Origin of the sequence: uncultured Eubacterium sp., from assembly GCF_934295145.1 — a bacterium.
Classification (GTDB): domain Bacteria; phylum Bacillota; class Clostridia; order Lachnospirales; family Lachnospiraceae; genus Eubacterium_I.
This window is the reverse complement of the sequence record NZ_CAKRAS010000030.1, coordinates 20,741-38,426: the sequence shown is the minus strand read 5'-3', so window position 1 is coordinate 38,426 and position 17,686 is coordinate 20,741. Positions and strand designations below refer to the sequence as shown.

The 17,686-nt window shown below is 42.9% G+C and carries 19 protein-coding genes; 16 read left to right on the top strand and 3 right to left on the bottom strand.

From position 1 onward, the window contains the following. The first annotated feature begins 85 nt into the window (after positions 1-85). Positions 86-613, top strand: coding sequence for a DUF2828 family protein (locus tag Q0I54_RS07815; RefSeq protein WP_296117754.1), 528 nt, complete (start codon positions 86-88; stop codon positions 611-613). Positions 614-619: 6 nt separating this feature from the next. Beyond that, positions 620-1,201, top strand: a complete 582-nt coding sequence (locus Q0I54_RS07810; RefSeq protein ID WP_296117750.1) for a metallophosphoesterase — start codon at positions 620-622, stop codon at positions 1,199-1,201. A gap of 354 nt (positions 1,202-1,555) precedes the next feature. On the opposite strand, the gene Q0I54_RS07805 is transcribed toward Q0I54_RS07810, so the two are convergent. Continuing rightward, the gene (locus Q0I54_RS07805) at positions 1,556-1,831 is read right to left on the bottom strand and encodes a hypothetical protein (protein WP_296117749.1); all 276 of its coding nucleotides are present in this window, start codon (positions 1,829-1,831) and stop codon (positions 1,556-1,558) included. Between the two features lie 15 nt (positions 1,832-1,846). Then, complete coding sequence (locus Q0I54_RS07800; protein WP_296117748.1) at positions 1,847-2,197, bottom strand: hypothetical protein; 351 nt, start codon at positions 2,195-2,197, stop codon at positions 1,847-1,849. Positions 2,198-2,383: 186 nt separating this feature from the next. On the opposite strand from Q0I54_RS07800, the gene Q0I54_RS07795 reads away from it, so the two are divergent. Beyond that, complete coding sequence (locus tag Q0I54_RS07795; protein WP_296117747.1) at positions 2,384-2,539, top strand: hypothetical protein; 156 nt, start codon at positions 2,384-2,386, stop codon at positions 2,537-2,539. A gap of 111 nt (positions 2,540-2,650) precedes the next feature. Here Q0I54_RS07795 and Q0I54_RS07790 read toward each other — a convergent pair whose 3' ends face one another. Further along, on the bottom strand, positions 2,651-2,884 hold the full coding sequence (locus tag Q0I54_RS07790) for a chorion class high-cysteine HCB protein 13 (protein WP_278493867.1): 234 nt from the start codon (positions 2,882-2,884) through the stop codon (positions 2,651-2,653). A gap of 210 nt (positions 2,885-3,094) precedes the next feature. Here Q0I54_RS07790 and Q0I54_RS07785 point away from each other — a divergent pair, with 210 nt between their 5' ends. The 13 genes from Q0I54_RS07785 to Q0I54_RS07725 all read left to right on the top strand — a co-directional run bounded on the left by Q0I54_RS07785 (position 3,095) and on the right by Q0I54_RS07725 (position 17,685). After that, positions 3,095-4,477, top strand: a complete 1,383-nt coding sequence (locus tag Q0I54_RS07785; protein ID WP_296117745.1) for a 2-isopropylmalate synthase — start codon at positions 3,095-3,097, stop codon at positions 4,475-4,477. Between the two features lie 17 nt (positions 4,478-4,494). Continuing rightward, positions 4,495-5,184 carry a GntR family transcriptional regulator gene (locus Q0I54_RS07780; protein WP_296117744.1) on the top strand — a complete coding sequence of 230 codons (690 nt, stop codon included), beginning with the start codon at positions 4,495-4,497 and terminating at the stop codon, positions 5,182-5,184. Positions 5,185-5,203: 19 nt separating this feature from the next. Next, positions 5,204-6,415 (top strand): NADP-dependent isocitrate dehydrogenase, encoded by a 1,212-nt coding sequence (locus Q0I54_RS07775; protein ID WP_296117742.1) that lies wholly within the window; start codon positions 5,204-5,206, stop codon positions 6,413-6,415. Between the two features lie 200 nt (positions 6,416-6,615). Further along, on the top strand, positions 6,616-8,535 hold the full coding sequence (locus tag Q0I54_RS07770; RefSeq protein ID WP_296117741.1) for an ABC-F family ATP-binding cassette domain-containing protein: 1,920 nt from the start codon (positions 6,616-6,618) through the stop codon (positions 8,533-8,535). 89 nt (positions 8,536-8,624) lie between these two features. Beyond that, complete coding sequence (locus Q0I54_RS07765; RefSeq protein ID WP_296117739.1) at positions 8,625-9,260, top strand: redox-sensing transcriptional repressor Rex; 636 nt, start codon at positions 8,625-8,627, stop codon at positions 9,258-9,260. Between the two features lie 162 nt (positions 9,261-9,422). Next, the gene (locus tag Q0I54_RS07760; RefSeq protein WP_296117737.1) at positions 9,423-10,937 is read left to right on the top strand and encodes an NAD(P)H-hydrate dehydratase; all 1,515 of its coding nucleotides are present in this window, start codon (positions 9,423-9,425) and stop codon (positions 10,935-10,937) included. Further along, positions 10,934-12,070, top strand: coding sequence for an alanine racemase (gene alr, locus Q0I54_RS07755; RefSeq protein WP_296117736.1), 1,137 nt, complete (start codon positions 10,934-10,936; stop codon positions 12,068-12,070). Before Q0I54_RS07760 ends, alr begins: the two co-directional genes overlap by 4 nt. An 86-nt stretch (positions 12,071-12,156) precedes the next feature. Continuing rightward, on the top strand, positions 12,157-12,498 hold the full coding sequence (locus tag Q0I54_RS07750; protein WP_294784009.1) for a type II toxin-antitoxin system PemK/MazF family toxin: 342 nt from the start codon (positions 12,157-12,159) through the stop codon (positions 12,496-12,498). A 24-nt stretch (positions 12,499-12,522) separates the two neighbouring features. Further along, positions 12,523-13,416, top strand: a complete 894-nt coding sequence (locus Q0I54_RS07745; RefSeq protein WP_296117734.1) for a hemolysin family protein — start codon at positions 12,523-12,525, stop codon at positions 13,414-13,416. A 57-nt stretch (positions 13,417-13,473) separates the two neighbouring features. Further along, the gene (locus Q0I54_RS07740) at positions 13,474-14,202 is read left to right on the top strand and encodes a YebC/PmpR family DNA-binding transcriptional regulator (protein ID WP_296117732.1); all 729 of its coding nucleotides are present in this window, start codon (positions 13,474-13,476) and stop codon (positions 14,200-14,202) included. Positions 14,203-14,432: 230 nt separating this feature from the next. Next, positions 14,433-15,887 carry a glycogen synthase GlgA gene (glgA, locus tag Q0I54_RS07735; RefSeq protein WP_296117731.1) on the top strand — a complete coding sequence of 485 codons (1,455 nt, stop codon included), beginning with the start codon at positions 14,433-14,435 and terminating at the stop codon, positions 15,885-15,887. A gap of 184 nt (positions 15,888-16,071) precedes the next feature. Beyond that, complete coding sequence (locus Q0I54_RS07730) at positions 16,072-16,755, top strand: ClpP family protease (protein WP_296117729.1); 684 nt, start codon at positions 16,072-16,074, stop codon at positions 16,753-16,755. Positions 16,756-16,815: 60 nt separating this feature from the next. Then, positions 16,816-17,685: an undecaprenyl-diphosphate phosphatase gene (locus Q0I54_RS07725; RefSeq protein ID WP_296117728.1), complete on the top strand. Its 870-nt coding sequence runs from the start codon at positions 16,816-16,818 to the stop codon at positions 17,683-17,685. The last annotated feature ends 1 nt before the right edge of the window (position 17,686 follow it).

The following is a 17,686-nucleotide window of genomic DNA, read 5'->3' as shown; positions in this document are numbered from 1 at the left end:
ACTTGGCTCAGTAGAGCCATTGAGCAAGAAGCCCCCACTTCAAAATTTGTGATTTAAGTGGTGGGAGCATGTCACGGATCAGTTTATTACATTCAGTGCACGCCCTAAGCTTCTAGATCTGTCTTATGCGGAATCTTTGAGGGATAAACTGGAGATATGCAGTGCCTATGATGAATGCAGCAATACCGATATTCAGGCTGTTTTTAAACTTATATTGGAAACAGCACTGTTGTTTGACATGCCGCAGGAGGATATGCTGCGCAATATTTTGATCATTTCAGATATGGAATTTGATTCTGCGGTTATATATCTGGGATCTTTGCGAAGAAGTGAAAAAGGTGGATTGCTGTCTCTGTTTGAGCAGATCCGCAATGAATATGAATCCAATGGATATCAGATGCCGCGTCTGGTGTTCTGGAATGTTTATTCCAGAAAAAATACGATTCCGTTGCAGCAAAATGAGGCTGGTGTGGCTTTGGTCAGCGGATTTAATCCAACGGTTTATCAGATGGTACTTTCCAATGAACTGGATCCATACCGCTGCCTGCTTCAACAGTTAAATGCAAAAAGATACGATACGGTAGAACAGGCACTAGGTGAGAAAAGAGGTTAGAGAAAAATGAAATATTATATCAGCGATCTGCATTTGTTTCATGAAAATGCGATCCGTTTTGACCAGCGTCCCTTTGAGTCGGTGCAGCAGATGCATGATACGATTTTGAAAAACTGGAATGATCGGGTGATGAATGGCGATTATGTATATATTTTGGGCGATGTGAGCATGCGGGGCAAAAACGAAGATTTGATCGCATTTGTTGCACGCCTGAAGGGCAGAAAGGTGCTGATCAGGGGAAATCATGATGATGTATCGGATTATCGTTATCAACAGCTGTTTGCGGAAATTTGTGATTATAAAGAGATTCATGATTCTGTTGGAAAAGAAAAGTACGGATTAGTGTTATCTCATTATCCGATTTTTTCCTGGAAAAATATGGGACGGGGAAAGATTTTATTATATGGACATACCCACGTAAGCGCAGAAGATCAATTTTATCAGCAGTGCTTAAAGCAGATGAAAGAGAATGACTGCCGTCATGTATATGATAAAGATTTAAGGGCATTTAACGTGGGATGTATGCTGTCTTATATGGATTATACACCACGAACCCTGGAGGAAATCATGACAGGCGCAGAAAAGTAGAGTTGGCAGGTATTTTTTTATGAGGAGAAATATATTATGTCAAACAAAACAATAAAAACAGGAAAAAATGATAGAACAGGTTATAGCGACTATGGCTGTAGAAAACATGATGTTATCACGCGACTGTTACAAAAATTTAAGGGCTATGGCATCTGTTGAAAAGACGCGTGAACAGATTACGCATGAGATTACCAAGAAATACAAAAAGAAGGTATTAGAAACTGGATGAGGCTTAGTTTTATCCCATTATCCGATTTTTTCTGGAATATGAGACTGAGCAGAGTAGTAGCAATTCTGCTCAGTCTTTTGAAAAATAAGTTAGTCGAGGTGCATAGAAGGGTGTTATAACTGGATTTAATTATTCCTGCGCAGCATCTGCAGCACTCGGTCGATTCGCTGCTGTTCCGCGGGATTTAGTCCCTGGCGCAGATGCTGGATAATAAAATCGGTTTCGTCTGTGGTAAACGAGAGATTCTGATTTCTTGCCTTTGTGACAAAATTCATAAGAAAAGTCATCATATCCCTGGAAGAGTTTGGTTTTTCCTGATTCATGAAATTCATGAGGAAAGCCAGTTTTTCCGGGGAGATATTTTGAAAAGCCGGATTTTGAGAAAAAAAGTTCTGATCCATGAAAAAATCCTCCTTCTACATATTTAAAATGCCTGTTACAGATGTAATGTCCAGAATATTTAAAATCATATCAATTTGATCCCGCTCCTGTGGCGTGCAGTATTCCCGTAGCACATTTAAAATCTGATGAGTACGTTCCGTGGGAGATTTATTAGAACAAATTCGCAATTCCTGTGCCTGCATTTCCGGGGATGCATCAAATAACTGCATGGTGCGCTGCAGTTCGATCATTCTGACCATCATGGAGACCATGCGTTGCTGCGGGCCGTAAAGATAGGGCACAATGGCTTTCAGCATCTGAATCGGTCTGTTTTGAATCAATGTATCCAGTACAGGTGGTGTATGTTCGTTTTCGTGTTCATTCATAGGAGATATCACGTCCATATCTGATGTTTTTTATAATGTATGAAAAAAGTATGCGATTATGAGTAGAATGTTGTAATCAATGGAAAGGGAAAAATAAAAGAGAAGGACAAAGATAGAAATGGGCGAAAATAAGTTTATTTCATATAATAATAAGGAATCCATGATGAAATATGGAGGACATAGCATATGGGAAAATTAGTCTATGACGGTAAAAGTGTTTATGAAATAGATGAAGACTGCCTGCGAAAAAAGGAAGAAAGGGAACGGCAGAAGGAGATGGAGTGGCAGAGCAAACGTTTTGAACAACCGCACGAAGGAAGAAAACAGAAAAATAAATCCTAACAGTATTAGCTAAAATTGATTTCATATATTAAGAAGAGACAGAAAGAACCGGAGGCATCACAGCCCCCGGTTTTCGTCGTACCAAGATGTGTAGTTGGAGTCAATTTTCACTTAGAAGCAGCCACAGCCGTTTCCGTTGTTGTTTCCGCCGCATCCACCACAGCAGCACAGAAGCAGGATGATCCAGATTGCTTCACTGCAGCCATTTCCACCAAGGAAAGAGCCGTTGCCGTTTCCACCACATCCGCCGCAGCAGCACAGAAGCAAGATAATCCAGATGATGTTGTTACATCCGCATCCGTTGTCGTTAGAGCATCCACAGTTTGTAGCAGCTAAATCACTCATGTTGATAGCCTCCAGATTTTTATTTACAATTCATAGTATGTATGCGGCTTGTCAGTGTTTCCTGAAAAAATCCCGAAAAATATGTTCATTTTTTTACACTTTAACTTGACAAAGTGAAAACATGTATGTATTATTGTATGCAATGAGATTGATTGCATACAATCTGATAGATTGTATACGAGTATGTATATAAGGTGAGGAGCGAATAACATGCGTAAAGTAGTAATGAATAAGCATAATAATCTGTTGCAGTTGGAAGAGCATTTTTATCAGCTGGTGGATGTAGATGAACCAAATACATTTAGAAATCTGTTCCCATATGAAGAGATTCCGAAAATTGCGTTCAATGACCGAATCGTACCGCACAACATGCCGGACGATATCTGGATTACAGATACTACATTTCGTGACGGACAACAGTCAAGAGCTCCGTACACTACGGATCAGATTGTAACTATTTACGATTATTTGCACAAACTGGGCGGACCGAAAGGAATCATCCGCCAGAGTGAATTTTTCCTGTACAGCAAGAAAGACCGTGATGCAGTTTACAAATGTATGGAACGTGGATATAAGTTCCCGGAAGTTACAAGCTGGATCCGTGCGAGCAAGCAGGATTTTGAATTAGTAAAAGACATCGGACTGCGTGAGACTGGTGTTCTGGTAAGTTGTTCCGATTATCATATTTTCTATAAAATGAAAATGACCAGACGTGAGGCCATGAACCACTACTTAAGTGTCATTCGTGAGTGCCTGGAGACAGGTATCAGCCCACGTTGCCACTTAGAAGATATCACAAGATCTGATATTTATGGTTTCGTTATTCCATTCTGTGTGGAGCTGATGAAACTGATGGATGAGTACAAGATTCCGATTAAAGTGCGTGCCTGCGATACCATGGGATATGGCGTAAACTTCCCGGGTGCCGTTATTCCGCGAAGTGTACCTGGTATCATTTATGGTCTGACAACCCATGCTGGTGTGCCGTCTGAACTGATCGAGTGGCATGGTCACAACGATTTTTACAAGGCAGTTACAAACTCTACCACAGCATGGCTGTACGGTGCCTGCGGTGTCAACTGTTCTCTGTTTGGTATCGGAGAGCGTACCGGTAACACACCGCTGGAAGCTATGGTATTTGAGTATGCACAGCTGAAGGGAACACTGGATGGCATGGATACGACAGTTATCACAGATCTGGTTGATTATTTTGAAAAAGAGCTGGATTACACACTTCCGAGCAGAACACCGTTTGCCGGCAAGAATTTCAACGTAACAAGAGCCGGAATCCATGCAGACGGACTGCTGAAAAACGAAGAGATTTACAATATTTTTGATACAGAAAAATTCTTGAAGAGACCGGCACTGGTATCTATTTCCAATACTTCCGGTCTGGCTGGAATCGCACACTGGATCAACAGCTACTACAGACTGCCGCAGGAGCGCCATCTGGACAAAAACTCCGAACTGGTTCACAAACTGAAAGACTGGGTTGATGAGCAGTATGACGAAGGCCGTGTAACGGTTCTGACAGATAACGAGTTGGTTGTAAAAATTACAGAGTGTTGTCAGGAGCTGGGGATTATATTATAACAAGGGGGCAAAACAGGATGGGAGATAACCATTCGCTCAGTGAGAAAGTATTTCATAAACTTCAGGAGGATATTTTATCCGGAAAATATGCAGTGGATGAGGAACTGAAGGAAAAAACGATAGGTGATGAGTTGGGGGTAAGCCGGACACCGGTGCGCGAGGCACTGCGTCAGCTGGAACTTCAGGGACTTGTCACGATCACGCCGAATAAGGGAGCGCATGTCACCGGATTTTCCAAAGAAGATCTGAACGATATTTATGAGATACGGTCTGTGATGGAAGGCTTGTGTGCTAAGTGGGCAGCAAAAAAAGCTACTCCGGAGCAGATTGAGGAACTGGAAGAAATTGTATATCTGACAGAGTTTCATGTGTCGAAGGGACATAGCAGTCAGGTATTTGAATTGGATAATAAGTTTCATGAGACATTGTATCAGGCATCTGGAAGCAAGGTGCTGGCAGGAGTTCTGACAGATTTTCATAATTATGTGCAGCGGGTGCGCAGGATGACATTGAAATCAAAAGAGCGTTCTGAAAAATCAAATGACGAGCATCGCATGATCGCCCAGGCGATTCATGACCACGATCCGGAGAAAGCACAGATGCTGGCAAATCAGCACATTATGAGAACCATTGAAAATATTGATCACTGTGGCTGGGACAATCTGCTGCAGGAATCCCAAAAAGAAAACGAGAGCAACAGGAATTAAGGATTGGAGGATAATTACCATGGAAAAAATTAAAATGACAACACCTTTAGTTGAGATGGACGGAGATGAAATGACCAGAATCCTCTGGCAGTATATCAAAGACGAGTTATTACTTCCGTTTGTAGACCTGAAGACAGAGTATTATGACCTGGGACTGGAGTACAGAAATGAGACAGATGACAAAGTAACCTTTGATTCTGCTTATGCCACACAGAAATACGGCGTAGCTGTAAAATGTGCAACTATCACACCAAACGCTGCCCGTGTAAAAGAGTATAACTTAAAAGAAATGTGGAAGAGCCCGAACGGAACCATCCGTGCAATTCTGGATGGAACGGTATTCCGTACACCGATCAAGGTGAAAGGCATTGATCCATGTGTAAAGAACTGGAAAAAACCGATCACCATTGCCCGTCATGCTTACGGTGATGTATACAAAGCTTCTGAAATGAAAATTCCGGGTCCGGGAAAGGTAGAACTGGTTTACACTGCAGAAGATGGTACAGAAGTAAGAGAATTAGTACATAATTTTACAGGTGCAGGTGTGGTTCAGGGACAGCACAATATTTGCAAATCCATCGAGAGTTTTGCAAGAAGCTGTTTCAACTATGCACTGGATATGAAACAGGATCTTTGGTTTGCAACAAAAGATACGATTTCAAAAAAATATGACCACACATTCAAAGATATTTTCCAGGATATCTATGATGCAGAATATAAAGAAAAATTTGAGGCAGCAGGCATTGAGTATTTCTACACACTGATCGATGATGCGGTAGCCCGTGTTATGAAAGCTGAGGGCGGATTTATCTGGGCCTGCAAAAACTATGATGGCGATGTTATGAGTGATATGATCTCCTCCGCATGCGGATCTCTGGCTATGATGACTTCTGTACTGGTTTCCCCAAGCGGCGTATACGAGTATGAGGCTGCTCACGGAACTGTTATGAGACACTATTACAAACATCTGGCCGGTGAGGAGACTTCCACCAACTCCGTAGCAACTATTTTTGCATGGACGGGTGCATTACGCAAACGTGGCGAACTTGACAATCTGCCGGAATTAGTAAAATTTGCAGATAATCTGGAAAAAGCTTGTATTGATACAATAGAATCTGGTAAAATGACAAAAGACTTGGCATTAATTACAGAATTAGAGAACCCGGTTGTATTAAACAGCCTTGATTTTATCAAAGCAATTCGAAAAACACTGGAGAAAATGTACGCATAAGTATGAGTGTGTATGAAAAAGCACAGTGTTAGTTTATCCGTTGATTTTGCAATTTGCCAAATATGGATAATGATTCTGAGTCAGATGAAAACAAAAAGAGTGAAATTTATCTGACAGGAAGGAATATTTATTCGAAGAAAAAAGAAACACAGGAATCCTGCGATCTGCAGGATTCCATTTTTAAGGTGAGGAAGAAACATATGATTTTAGCATGTCAAAATATCAGTAAATCATTTGGTGTGGATCCGGTGATCCGAAATGTGAGTTTTCATGTGGAAGATCAGGAAAAAGTGGCGATTGTAGGAATTAACGGTGCCGGAAAATCCACACTGTTGAAAATTATCGTTGGGGAACTGCCGGCAGATGAAGGTACGGTAACCCTTGCAAAAGGAAAGACGCTGGGCTATCTGGCGCAGCATCAGGATATCGCAGATGAGCGGACGATTTATGAGGCGGTTCTGGAAGGAAAACGCCAGCTCATTGATATGGAACAGAAAATCCGTGAGCTGGAAGAAGGAATGCAGTCCGTATCAAAAGAGGATATGGAAGCCTATATGGAACATTATCATAAGCTGCTGCATGAGTTTGAAGCAAGAGACGGTTATTCTTACCGCAGTGAGGTTTCCGGGGTTTTAAAAGGTCTTGGATTTTCCGAGGATGATTTTGAAAAACACTGCAATGAACTGTCCGGTGGACAGAAAACCCGTGTATCTCTGGCACGTCTGTTGGTGACGCGTCCGGATATCATTCTGCTGGATGAGCCGACAAACCATTTGGATATCGAATCTATTCAGTGGCTGGAGACATTTTTGCTGAATTATAAAGGGGCAGTTGTGATCGTTGCCCATGACCGTTATTTTCTGGATCGGATCGTGACGAAAGTTGTTGAGATCAGCATGCATAAATCTGCAGTTTACGATGGCAATTATACGGATTATGCAGCAAAAGCTGCTTTTGCAAGAGAGGAAGCACTGCGTGCTTATTATAATCAGCAGCGTGAGATCAAGCATCAGGAAGCAGTCATTGAAAAACTGAAATCATTTAACCGCGAGAAATCTATCAAACGTGCAGAGAGCCGTGAAAAACAGCTGGCAAAAATTGATGTTTTAGAAAAACCGCAGGAAGAAAAGTCTGAGATGCATATGACATTGACACCTTCTATTATCAGCGGAAACGATGTGCTGCGGGTGGAAGGTCTGTCGAAGGCATATGAGAATAAGAAACTGTTTCAGGATATTTCTTTTGAGATCAAGCGCGGAGAGCGCGTGGCACTGATCGGACAGAACGGAACCGGAAAGACAACCATTTTGAAGATTTTAAATGAAAAAGTGAATGCAGATGCAGGTTCCTTTACTCTTGGTACAAATGTGAAAATCGGTTATTACGATCAGGAGCAGCAGGTGCTCCATATGGAAAAAACACTGATGGAGGAGATCGCGGATGATTATCCGAAGCTGACACAGACCCGTATTCGAAACATTCTGGCGGCATTTTTGTTTACTGAGGATGATGTATTCAAGCGTGTCAGTGATCTGAGCGGTGGTGAGCGCGGCCGTCTGTCACTGGCAAAGCTGATGCTTTCTGAAGCAAACTTCCTGATCTTGGATGAGCCGACAAACCATTTGGATATCGCATCTAAAGAGATTCTGGAGTCTGCCCTGAACCGTTATGAGGGTACCGTGCTTTTTGTATCCCATGATCGTTATTTTATTAACCGGACAGCAACACGTATCCTGAACTTGACAGAGCATAGTCTCGTTAATTATATCGGTAACTACGATTATTATCTGGAGAAAAAAGAAACAAATGAGCGGGCATATCTGATCTCTTCTGAGACAGAGTCAGCAGTAAACAATGAAGAAGTGTCCATGGGTAAGACAGACTGGCAGTCTCAGAAGGAAGAACAGGCGAAAAAACGTAAGATTCAGAACCGTGTGAAAAAAATCGAAGCTGACATTGAGACTCTGGAAGAAAAGCTGGCAGCACTTGACGAACAGTTTCAGGATCCGGCGGTGGCAACAAATTCCGCAAAGCTGGGAAAACTGCACAGTGAGCAGGTAGAAGTACAGGAAAAGCTCGATCAGTTGTATGAGGAATGGGAAGAACTGGCATCTGATTGATAAAAAATTGACAAAAAGAATTTATGTGTATATAATGACCATAGATGACTGCAGAAAACTGCAGATGGTTTTGGAGGAGTATAGGAACAATGCAAAAGGAAATTTCGCAGGCTGTCATACGACGTATGCCCCGGTATTATCGTTATCTGGGAGAGTTGCTGGATGCCGGAGTAGAGAGAATTTCATCCAATGAACTCAGTGTCCGTATGAAAGTCACAGCATCACAGATTCGGCAGGATCTGAATAATTTTGGCGGATTTGGCCAACAGGGATACGGCTATAATGTGCAGTATTTGTATGAAGAAATTGGAAAGATTCTCGGACTTGACAGGCAGCATAATATCATCGTTGTCGGAGCTGGTAACATGGGACAGGCGCTGGCAAATTATGTTAAATTTGAAAAAAGAGGATTTGTTATTACAGGATTGTTTGATGTCAATCCGGCACTGGCAGGGTTATCTGTCCGTGGTATTGAGATACATATGATGGATGAACTTCCGGAGTTTTTAAAAACACAGCGTGTAGATATTGCAGTTCTGACTTTGCCGAAGGAAAAAGCAGAGCAGGCAGCGGAGAAACTTGTGGAACTCGGAATTCATGCTATTTGGAATTTTGCACATCTGGATCTGGAACTTCCGGATGATGTAGTAGTAGAAAATGTTCATTTGTCTGACAGCTTAATGCAACTGTCCTATAACATTGTTCGCAGACAGGATGAGAAATAAATAAACGTCAATGAGAAGTTATAAAATGCGCTTTGTTCTATGGACAGAGCGCATTTTGCTGATTGTGGAGCACTGCTGATGTGAAAAATTCAAGTCGAACACACGTGAGGCTTGGTGCGTGATTCTGCAATTAGGCAGTATATGGCAGAAGGGAAAAATCGTATGAAATATATCTTAGACAGTCATGAAATGAAACAGTGTGATGAAAATACCATGCAGCGCAGAGGCATGCTTTCAGCAGTACTGATGGAGCGGGCAGCTCTGACAGCAGCACGGGAGATCACCAGCCGTTATCCAAATCCGAAAACCAAGGTACTTGTAGTCTGTGGAGCGGGAAATAATGGCGGAGATGGGATTGCCGTTGCGCGTTTACTGTTTTTGAAAAAATATCAGGTGTTTATCTGTTTTGTTGGAAATCGTGAAAAAATGACCACGGAGACTGCGCGCCAGATGCAGATCGCAGAGAATTACGGCGTACCGTTCTGCGATGTCAGCGAAGCCTTTGGACAGAACTGGGATGTGGTGGCGGACGCTATTTTTGGCATTGGCCTGTGCCGGGAGGTATCTGGAAAATATGCGGATATTCTGGCTCAGATGAATGAGATGAAGGCTTATAAAGCAGCTATCGATATTGCTTCCGGTGTATCCGGAAGTACCGGTCAGGTGCTTGGAATTGCTTTCGAAGCAGACCTGACGGTAACGTTTGGATTTGCAAAACGAGGCCAGCTTCTGTATCCGGGAATGGAGTACACTGGAGAACTGAAGGTGGCAGATATTGGAATCGATGAGCAGAGCTTGTTTGACTTGAAGCCGCAGATGTGTGTGCTGGAACCGGCTGACCTGAAGCTTTTGCCAAAACGAAAATCCCATTCAAATAAAGGAAGCTATGGAAAACTGCTTATACTGGCGGGCTCCGAACAGATGGCTGGAGCTGCAATTTTTGCGGCGAAAGCGGCTTACAGAATGGGATGTGGTCTGGTCCGGGTAGCCACCGTAGAAGAAAATCGCCTGATTTTACAGGAACAGGTGCCTGAGGCTGTTCTGGCGGTTTACAATGACGGGACAGATGTGGTAGAATTTGTAGAAACACAATTATACTGGGCGGACGTTGTTGTGGCAGGACCGGGCATGGGCCAGTCTGCACTGGCAGAACGCATGTTACATGAACTGATCCGACAGGTGCGAATCCCGTGTCTGTGCGATGCAGATGCTTTGAATATACTGGCAAAACATCCGGAATGGTGGAGTGAAATAGAGACAGAGATGATCATTACACCACATCTTGGTGAAATGTCCCGACTTACGGGACGGTCGATTTCAGAGATTCAGGATGAACTGGTGCAGACAGCAGTGGAATTTGCAAAGAAGCATCAGATCACCGTTGTTTTGAAGGATGCCCGGACCGTGACAGCATGCAAAGATGGCACTTGTTTTCTAAACCTGAGTGGAAATCATGGTATGGCGACAGCCGGAGCAGGAGATGTGTTAAGCGGTGTGCTCGGTGCCTTGCTGGCACAGAAACTCGATCCGGAGATGGCAGCAGCTCTGGGTGTTTACATACATGGACTGGCGGGAGATGCGGCAGTACCGAAATACGGCCACTATGCAATGATGGCCAGTGATATTGTGGAAGGAATCATAGATGTGTTGCGGAAACAGGAGGACACAAAGGAATGATAGAATATCGTAGAATAAGTGCAGACATTGATCTGGATGCATTGACACATAATTTAGATGAAATACATCGCTGTATCAGCGACGGCACAAAGATTATTGCTGTTGTAAAGGCGGACGGTTACGGACATGGAGCAGTTCCGCTGGCTGAAGTTATGGAGAAGCGTGAGGATGTCTGGGGCTACGCAGTAGCCACACCTGAGGAGGCAGAGGAACTTTACGGAAACGGAATAAAAAAACCGATTCTGATCCTTGGCTATACCTTTCCGGAATATGATGAGCAGATAGTAAAAGAAAATCTGCGTCCGGCAGTTTTTTCTCTGATTCGTGCCAAGCAGCTGTCAGAAGAAGCCGTAAGACAGAACAAAATCTGCAAGATTCATATCAAGCTGGACACCGGAATGAGCCGGATCGGTTTTCAGGTAACAGAACAGGCTGCGGATGAGATAGCACAGATCGCGAAGCTGCCGAATATTATGATAGAAGGGATCTTTACTCATTTTTCAAAGGCAGATGAAACAGATAAGGCATTTACAAAGAAACAGGCAGATGCTTATGATCAAATGATTGAGTGGCTGGAGGAACGCCAGGTATCCATTCCGATTCATCATGTATCAAACAGTGCGGGAATCGTGGATCTGCCGGAGTATAACAAAGACATTGTCCGTGCAGGCATTATTTTATATGGTCTCTGGCCATCCGATGAGGTGGAAAAAGACAATATCGACCTGCGGCCGTTGTTGTCCTTAAAGAGTCATGTGGTTCATGTAAAAGAACTGGAGCCGGGACGGATCATCAGTTATGGTGGTACGTTTGAAGTAGAAAAAACGATGCGGATTGCAACGGTGCCGGTAGGATATGCGGACGGTTATCCGCGCAGTCTGTCCAATAAGGGGTATGTGCTGATCCATGGAAAACGTGCTGCCATCTGTGGAAGAGTCTGCATGGATCAGATGATGGTGGATGTGACAGATATTGCGGATGTGTGTCCGGGCGATGAGGTGACTCTGATCGGACGGGATGGTGCCGAGTGCATTACATTAGAAGAACTCGGAGATCTGTCCGGTCGGTTTAATTATGAATTTGCCTGTGACCTGAATAAACGAATTCCGAGGGTTTATGTAAAACGGAAATAAGTACAGAAAAAATTCTCCGGAAAATAGAATACACACGCTGAAATGAGGGAAGAATGAAAACAACCTGAACAGATGGAGTGTGTAACATGTTGATTCGAAGAGGAGATATTTATTATGCCGATCTGCGCCCGGTGGTGGGATCGGAACAGGGTGGTGTGCGTCCGGTGCTGATCATTCAGAATGATATCGGGAACCGGCACAGCCCCACGGTGATCTGTGCGGCTATTACGTCGCGGATGAACAAAGCAAAATTGCCGACACATATTGAACTGAGCGCAGCTCGTTACCATATGGTGAAAGATTCTGTGATCTTGCTGGAGCAGCTGCGCACCATTGACAAGGTACGGCTAAAAGATAAAATCTGTCATCTTGACAGTGAGATTATGGAAAAAGTTGGAAAAGCATTGCGGATCAGTCTGGAACTGTGAAGTACATAGGAGGAATATGAGATAATGGAGGAAGACGATAGTCCGTTAAATACAATCGGAAAAGGATTAAAAAAAATATTTAGAAAAGGACGACGTGGCAGTGGTGAAGATCTGACAGAACAGGAACTCATGTCCATGGTCAATGAAGGACATGAAAATGGTGTTCTGCAAGAAAGCGAAGCGGAGATGATTAACAATATTTTTACGCTGGATCAGAAAGAAGCGAAAGATATCATGACCCATCGCAAACAGATCACGGCATTGGACAGTACATGTACGCTGCAGGATGTGCTTGCGGAAATACGCGATATGGGATATTCACGCTATCCGGTCTATTTGGATGATATTGATAATATTATCGGTATCATACATATTAAAGATATTTTAAATCAGATGCAGGATCCATCCAATATGGAACGGAAGCTGACGAAGATCAATGATCTGATCCGGCCGGCTTCTTTTATTCCGGAAACCCGGAATATTGATGTGCTTTTTAAAAATATGCAGTCTCAGAAAATTCATATGGTGATTGTAGTGGATGAGTATGGACAGACATCCGGACTGGTGACCATGGAAGATATTCTTGAGGAGATTGTCGGAAATATTTTTGACGAACACGATGCAGAGGAAGAGCAGATTGTTGAGGAATCGGACGGAAGTTATATTATCGACGGAATGACGGATTTCGATGAGGTGTGTGAACTTCTGGATATTCAGAGTGAAGAAACAGAAGATTTTGACACCTTAAGTGGATTCTTAATCTCCAGGATCAATAAAATTCCGGTGAACGGAGAAACGTATCAGGTGGAAGCTTACGGTTACAGGTTTGATGTGTTGATGGTGGAACATAAAGTAATCCGTACTGTCCGTGTGACAAAAGAACCGGAACAGGAAGAGAAACAAGCCTTGTCAGAATAGAGACAGTGTGCTATAATGGTCGATAGTTTTGAAAAAATAAGATAGGGAGAGATAAAGATGTCAGGACATTCAAAGTTTGCAAATATTAAACATAAAAAAGAAAAAAATGATGCTGCAAAAGGAAAAATCTTTACCATTATCGGACGTGAGATTGCAGTAGCAGTAAAGGAAGGCGGTCCGGATCCTGCAAATAACAGCAGACTTCGTGACGTTATCGCAAAAGCAAAAGCAAATAACATGCCAAACGATACCATCGATCGTGGTATCAAAAAAGCTGCCGGAGATGCAAACTCCGTAAACTATGAGTATGTTTCTTATGAAGGATATGGCCCGAGCGGTACAGCAATTATTGTTGATGCGCTGACAGACAACAAAAACCGTACAGCAGCAAACGTAAGAAATGCGTTTACAAAAGGAAAAGGAAATGTAGGAACACCGGGTTGTGTATCTTACATGTTTGACAAAAAAGGTCAGATTATCATTGATAAAGAAAACTGCGATATGGACGCAGATGACCTGATGATGGCTGCTTTAGATGCAGGCGCAGAAGATTTCAATGAGGAAGAGGACAGCTTCGAGATCATTACTGATCCGGATTCCTTCAGCGAAGTAAGACAGGCATTAGAAGATGCCGGTATCGAGATGGCAAGCGCTGAGGTTACTATGATTCCTCAGACTTACGTTGAACTGACAGACGAGCAGGATTTGTACTGCATCAACAAAATCCTTGATCTGCTGGATGCAGATGATGATGTACAGCAGGTATATCATAACTGGGATGAGTAATTGAACGCAGAATAGTTCATGAACAAGTAGCAAAAGTGGATTGTGAATGTCCGCTTTATAAAAAAGAATAACCATACGATGACCAATGTTGCAAAAAAGGCATTGGTCATTTTTTTGTGTGTGATTTTGTAACTGACCTTTTACATTAGTTCGGTACTATGGTATAATATAAACAATAAATTTGAATGCAGACCGGGCACAAGTCCGGAACTAGAGTCAGGGGGTTCAAAATGAAAAAGGTTTTATTTGCTGCTTCAGAATGTGTGCCATTTATCAAAACCGGAGGTCTTGCAGATGTATGCGGAGCACTCCCAAAACAGTTTGATAAAAACGAGTGGGACGTTCGTGTTGTAATACCGAATTATTCCTGCATTCCGGAAAAATACCGGAATCAGTTTGAATATGTAACGCATTTTTATATGGGAACAGGTCCTTACGTACCGAGCAAATATGTCGGTGTTTTGAAATATGAGCTGGATGGAATCACTTATTATTTCATTGACAATCAGGAATATTTTAACTGTTTCCTTCCATATGGAGATATCCGTTACGATATTGAGAAATTTACGTTTTTTGACAAAGCGGTATTATCCATGCTTCCACTGATCGGCTTCCAGCCAGATCTGATCCACTGTCATGACTGGCAGGCTGGTCTGATTCCGGTATTTTTGAAAACAGAATTTCAGGGCGATATGTTCTTCTGGGGTATGAAGACCATTATGACGATCCATAATCTGAAATTCCAGGGTATCTGGGATGTCAAGACCATGATGGGACTGACCGGTTTCCCGAAAAATCTGTTTACACCGGATAAGCTGGAGTTCCAGAAAGATGCCAATATGTTGAAGGGCGGACTGGTGTACGCGGATTATATCACAACTGTCAGTGATACTTATGCACAGGAGATTCAGACACCGTACTATGGAGAAGGACTGGATGGTCTGCTTTCTGCCCGCCATTTTGATATGCAGGGTATTGTAAACGGTATTGATTATGATATTTACAATCCGGAGACAGATCCGAAGCTGTTCGTAAATTACAATCGTGACAATTTCCGCAAGAAAAAAGTGGAAAACAAAGTAAAATTACAGGAAATGCTTGGTCTGACCGTAGACAAGAAGAAATATATGATCGGTCTGATTTCCCGTCTGACAGATCAGAAAGGCCTGGATTTGGTTGATTATGTATTTGAACGGATTCTGGATGACAATACACAGTTTGTTGTGATCGGAACCGGTGAGGAACGTTATGAAAACATGTTCCGCCATTTTGCATGGAAATATGGTGACCGTGTTTCTGCAAATATCTGCTATGATTCTGATCTGGCTCAGAAATTATATGCATCCGCAGATGCATTCCTGATGCCGTCCAGATTTGAACCGTGTGGTCTGACACAGATGATGGCCTTCCGTTATGGAACCGTGCCAATTGTGCGCGAGACAGGCGGACTGAAAGATACCGTAGAGCCATATAACGAGTATGAGAACACCGGTACAGGCTTCTCCTTCACGAATTACAACGGTGAAGATATGCTTAACGTGATCAACTACTCTAAGAAAATATTCTTCGAACGCAAGCGTCAGTGGAATCAGATCGTTGACCGTGGCATGGCAAAAGACTTCTCTTGGAAAGTTTCAGCTGGACGTTATGAAGGATTATATAGTTATCTGATCGAACAGAAATAATCTGATTGGAAAAGTACAGAAAAATATCCTGCGATAGAAATATTCTATTAAAAATAGATCAAGGTTTTTAGAGAAGGAAAATCAAGAAAAAAGATTTGATATGCCCACATTATGAAAAAGATAGTGTGGGCATATTTTTTTGATAACTGCACATACTTCTAAAAAATATTGGAGGAATGGTGCAATGTCAGAAAAGAAAGAAGTCAGGGATCAGGAATTAAAGGAATACGGACAGTTTGAGATGAACGATAACCGGCAACAGCATAAAATCCAACTGTTGTCTGTGATTGGAGAAGTGGAGGGACATGAATGTCTGTCTGCTAATACAAAAACAACGAAATACGAGCATGTGCTGCCAAAGCTGGCAGAAGTGGAGGATGACCGGACTGTGGACGGGCTGCTTGTGCTGTTAAATACTGTGGGAGGAGATGTAGAATCAGGGCTGGCTATTGCGGAGATGATTGCGTCTTTAAGTAAGCCGGTGGTGTCGCTGGTGCTGGGAGGCAGCCATTCTATTGGCGTACCTTTAGCGGTCGCTGCAGACTATTCATTCATTGTTCCGACAGGGACCATGGTCATTCATCCGGTTCGAATGAGTGGAACGGTGATCGGGGCGCCGCAGACCTATGATTATTTTCAACAGATGCAGGATCGGATTACCGGGTTTATCGCAGCGCATAGTCAGACAGACCGGAAACGGATCGAGGAACTGATGCTGAATACAAGTATGATGACGAAAGATCTCGGAACGATACTGGTAGGACATCAGGCGGTGGAAGAAGGAATCATCAATGAAGTGGGAGGCATCGGCGAGGCCATGTGCAGACTGCATTTTATGATCAATGAAGACTTGGAAAATCAGAGATGACATGGGCGAAAAAATGTGTTATGCTAACAGTATTCTATACGAAAGAAGAGGTTAGGACTGATGTCGTTATTACAATCTGTGCTGATGGGACTGATCCAGGGGCTGACAGAGTTTCTGCCGGTAAGCAGTTCCGGACATCTGGCACTTTTTAAAATTTTATTTAATGTCAATACGGATACAGGACTTTTGTTTGATGTAATGCTTCATGTAGGTACGCTGCTTGCGGTATGTATCGTCTATTATAAAGATATCATACATCTGGTCAAAGAATTTATCGGCATGGTTGTAGACTGTATCTATAACCTTACGGTTCTGATCGGAAAAAGGGGACAGGGCGTATACCGTCATGTGATACACAATGGTTATCGAAAATTTGTTATGCTTGTGATCGTGTCGACGATTCCAACGGGTATTCTCGGATTTGTGGCATCCGATCTTGTGACTGCCGCATCCGAAATCCTGTTTGTGCCGGGCATTTGCCTGATCATCACTGCATTGTTGTTGTTTATCTGTGATCATGTTCCGGAAGGTCACAAGAAACCGAAACAGGTCAGCTATGCGAATGCGTTTATCGTTGGTATCTGTCAGGGAATCGCAACCCTGCCGGGTATTTCCAGATCCGGTACCACCATTACAGCGTGTACTCTCAGTGGATTTGACCGCAAATTTGCAGTAAAGTATTCTTTCATCATGTCAATTCCGGCAATCCTTGGGGCCATGGTACTGCAGTTGAAAGATATCGGAAGTGCAGCAATCGACAAATCCCAGATCGGTATTTATGCCATTGGCATGTTGATCGCAGCGGTTGTCGGATATATCTGTATTAAAGCGATGCTTATGATCGTGAAGAAAAGAAAATTTACATATTTTTCTATCTACTGTCTGATTGTGGGCGCAATCTCCATTATCGGATATTTTGTGACGGCTTAGA